Source organism: Ruminococcus sp. CAG:379, from assembly GCF_000434255.1.
GTDB classification, from domain to species: Bacteria; Bacillota; Clostridia; order Oscillospirales; family Ruminococcaceae; genus Ruminococcus_F; species Ruminococcus_F champanellensis.
This window is the reverse complement of record NZ_FR894850.1, coordinates 1-4,462: the sequence shown is the minus strand read 5'-3', so window position 1 is coordinate 4,462 and position 4,462 is coordinate 1. Positions and strand designations below refer to the sequence as shown.

The following is a 4,462-nucleotide window of genomic DNA, read 5'->3' as shown; positions in this document are numbered from 1 at the left end:
CAGAATGTGGAGTAAATAATATTTGGGTGTACTTTTATGGGGTTCTCCTCGGTGAAGCATGGTCCATCCGTGATATGGGACTGATCCAGGGAGTCAATGTGATCACCCTGATGGCGGAGCTGTCGGATGGTACGACTGCCACCAAAACCATCCGGTTCAACAATTCCAGCCAGGAGAATGAGAAAAATCTGCTGGTGGATCTGAGCGATGCAGACGGAGATACCATGAACGCATATGTGGAGGATCTTTATGGAACCGATCCTGAAAATGCAGATACGGATGGGGACGGCATTGCGGACAATGTGGAATTGTTTATTTACGGAACGGATCCGCTGAAGCCGGATACGGATGGGGACGGTCTGTCCGATGGTGCAGAGGTGGGCGAATATCGCTCCAATCCCCTGGTGCGGGACACTGACGGAGATGGCATTTCCGATGGCGAGGCTGTTGCGCAGGGGATTGACCCCACTGGCATCAAGGAAAATCCGGTAGTCAGAACACAGTCCGTGCAAACTGCTTTGGAAAGCACGGAAAAGCCCCTGTTCGATAATGTTTCCGTTACCATGAACGTGGGTGGCAACCTGAATCAGCATCTGTCCATCCGGAACATTGAAAAGGAGGATACCCTTTCTGCAAATGTAGTGGGCGCACTCAGTGCCCCCATTGAAATCACATCGGATGCCTCCTTTACTTCCGCCAAGATCACCTTTACCTATGATGAGGCACTGCTGGGAGATACACCGGCAGAGAACCTGGCAGTCATGTGGTATGACCGGGAAAACAGAAGATATGTGATCCTGGACAAGGACACCGTTGTGGATACCAATGCCCATACGGTTTCCTATACCACCACCCATTTCTCCACCTATCTGGTTGTGGATCGTGAGGTCTGGTATGATTGCTGGCGTGAAAACATCGATTACAGAAGCGGCGATGCAGGCACCTCCCAGCTGGAGCCTTACGACATTGGCTTGTGCGTGGATGTATCCGGTTCCATGTACGGAGATCGACTGGCAAAGGCAAAGACTGCCTTGAATACTTTTATTGATGCGATGCTGCCCCAGGACAAAGCCTGCATGGTTTCGTTCAGTGATAACGCTTACTTGGTGGCAGGCTATGGGGCTTCCAAAGAGGTGATGCGCAGCAGAATCAACCAGCTGAGGGATCTGTATGGCACCAATACTGATGTGGGCCTGTCCAAGACCATCAGCATTCTGGCTGACCAGGGCAGAAGTGATGCCTCCAAAATGATCATTATGATCTGCGATGGGGATGTGAATTACATACAGGGTACCGTGGATGCGGCAAAAGCAGCAGGTATTGCGGTATACACAATCAATGTGGTAAGCGGCGACAATGATCTGCTGCAAAAAATTGCGGACGAGACCGGCGGCGAATACTATTATGCGGCAACCACAGAAGAAGTGGTCAGCCAGGTGGAAGCCATCCGGGGCGAAACTGTCAGCGCTGTGGATACTACCGATGCGGACGGGGACGGTCTGTATGATGTTTACGAGTCCAGGGGCATGAAGATCCAGAACGGCACCGTTTGGTATTCCGATCCGCTGAACCCGGATTCGGACGGAGATGGAGTAACGGATTACCAGGAACTGATGGGGCCACCTACTGCAAATGTAATGGAGTTCGTCAACGGCAAGTACAGCTGTGTACTTTGCCGTGCAGCCAGCGACCCGAACAAAATGGACAGCGATGGAGACGGGATCCCGGATGCAAAGGATCCGGATCCCACTGTGCATTTCGGGTTGATCGACGGATCGGTGCAGTTTCAGCTGACCGATTCCATTGATGATTTCCAGATGCCCCAATACATTCAGGATATAAAGGAAAACGAAGCCGACTATGAGCATGAGGTGGTTTCCAAACGTTACCCCTGGATGATCGAGCATCCTCTGAAGGGCTTTGCGTACCTGCAGACGCTTCGTGCCAGAGCAGCGGCAACCTGGGAGGCAGGCTATGTGGGAGATCTGGTATTTCTTACATGGGATCTGGGATGCAAGGCACTAAGTCTGATTCCGGGTGTACACTTTGTAGGCAATCGCAATATCAACAATGCGGCATATATGCTGCTGTATTACAATTCCAACATCGGCGGTACGATGGTCTTTGACGCTACCGATATGGTAACAGCCACGACCGGCGGACAGACATGCTACAACAAGAACATCGGCAAATTAAAGACCGCATTTGAGCAGGCGCTGAAGCCCGGCGAAACACGCATCATTACAACCACACCGGATTCCAGCTTTACTGCATGGTATCTGGACGGCGGTATTCTGGATCCGAACAATGCTGACGCATGGGCGTCTCTGAATAAGTGCAATGCGGTGATGACTGCTACATGTACCTATGACGGAACCAAGTATCGGGCAACAGTCAATTATTATGTAGTGGATCGCTATGATTTCTATGAGCCGGATCCGGTGGATGGCGAGGAAAATGAAGTGGGCTTTGTGACAAACGATGGATATGTCATTCTTTCGTATTTTGATTACGCAGAGCCATTTGACGTGGTAGGCTATTATACCGAAACCTTTGAGTGGAATGGAAACTAAGATGAAGGGAAAAGATGTGCTGGCTGCACTCCTCTTTGGTGCAGCCGGATGCTGGAGTGCATGGCACGGGCTGTATTATGGGCAGGCAGGCTGCGCCCTTGCGGCGGTTCTGCTTTTGCTTTGTGCATGCATGCTGCTGTTCAGGCTGTTGAAACAAAAGCCGGATGGGGAGAGAAAGGGAAGCAAATTTGTCGGCGTTCTGATCTTCTTTGCCATTGCCTCCGGACTGGCAATGCCCTTTGTCAACGGCGTCTTTGCCTTTCGTCCGGCGTACACCTATCCCCACTATTATGCGTCCGGACGGATCCCCACTTTTCCGGCGCAAATTCCGGATCAGGCTGCCAATGTGCAGTTTCGGGTGCTGGGGGAGGGGATCATTGGACGCCCCACGTTCATGCTTTCTTTCCGGATGGATCCGGAACGTGCAGCAGCTTTGCAACAAGAGACAGAGTTGTTTGGGACACCCGTATCCAATGTGGCGGATTTGATCCATATTCCGGCGAATCTTGCGCCAGACTTTCTACGGGAGCAGGGCTTGCAGGACTGTAGCGCATATCAGATACAGGATCGGTACGGAAAGGTGTCCTATGCCATTTTTCACAATGCCCAGCCATTGATTTGCTACTATCAGGAGTAAGCGCTTGTAAAAGCGGCGGTGTGTATATCACATCGCTGCTTTTTGCGTTTCGGAAAAAAGATCCTTACATATGCGTATTTGAAGGACTGTTGTAAAGACAACCGTGCCGCAACAGCCTGTTTTACAAGCCTTCTTTCGCCGTATAGCCTTATTTTTTTAAAAGCACTTGACAAATTTAAAATAATATGATAGAATCCATGTATGAAGTATCCATGGAAATATACATGAGAAATGGAGGTACTCACTATGAAATTACATACCGCTATCCCCGTATTGCTTGTCCTTACGACATTTCTGTGTGCCTGCCAGAAAACCAGCTCCCAAAACGAAACAGACAGCAAAGCAGAGCTTGTGACTTCTACTGCATCTACGACTTCTATTGCAACTGCCGCCTCCACATCTACGGATTCTACTGCAACTGAGCCAATGGATCCCATCGTGCAGTCAGAATTCAAACTGGTGCAGCCTCAATTATCTACGGTTTTTCCGAGCTTACAGGAGGATTTGATCCGTGATTTTCAATATGATGCGTTTGTTCCACTGAAAGACCAGCAGTATGATTACTTGAGCCCGTTCTTTCTAAAAGACAACATCCTGTACCTGCAAAAAGATATCTGTACTTTTAGTGATTCTAGTGACGTTGTATTTTACAAATACGATCTGAATACAGGGAAATCCACAGATATAGAGGGTAGACTGGAACAATGGCAGTATGGTGTTGGTGAGGGTGTGTGCGCATATGCGGATGGTCGAATCTATGCTTCCTATGCAGGTGGAACGACCGTTCGCTATGCATTGGATACAGAACAGGATAGCGTAGAGGTCATAAAAAAAGGGGACTTGGAAGACTCAGCATCGTTCATTAAGACTTATCCGGTAAATGACAAAGAATATGTTGAAACCTATGTGACCGAAAGCGGAGACGAAATAAATGGGATTCGTTATACATACCATGTTGTGCTGTTCAGCGAAACAGGAGAACGAGAAATTGTTACAAAGGAATATAGCAGGAGCGAAAATTACCGGTATACAGTCAACGACAATAAGCTCTATGAGTATTCCCAGTCTGAAAAGGGAAAGGTTCCTTGTTTACGGGTATACGATCTGAATGGAAATCTGCTGGAAAGCTATGAATTGCCGGAGGTTTTGCCACTGTTGGAAAATCGGGAAGGTCTCGAAGAAGGGATGGAAAACAGCACGAGCAGGATTGATGCCTTTGGCGATTACTGAGCCTCTGAAAAAAAGTCTGTAA

The 4,462-nt window shown here is 48.9% G+C and carries 3 protein-coding genes; all 3 read left to right on the top strand.

Annotated features, from left to right (window positions below; all coding sequences use genetic code 11):
- The coding region (locus QVO51_RS03075; RefSeq protein WP_288167798.1) for a vWA domain-containing protein at positions 1 to 2,573 on the top strand (2,573 nt) is incomplete at its 5' end.
- A gap of 1 nt (position 2,574) precedes the next feature.
- Entirely contained in the window at positions 2,575 to 3,210 is a 636-nt protein-coding gene (locus tag QVO51_RS03070) for a hypothetical protein (protein ID WP_022357187.1), read from the top strand.
- A gap of 246 nt (positions 3,211 to 3,456) precedes the next feature.
- Positions 3,457 to 4,440: a hypothetical protein gene (locus tag QVO51_RS03065; protein WP_022357186.1), complete on the top strand. Its 984-nt coding sequence runs from the start codon at positions 3,457 to 3,459 to the stop codon at positions 4,438 to 4,440.
- Positions 4,441 to 4,462 lie beyond the last annotated feature (22 nt).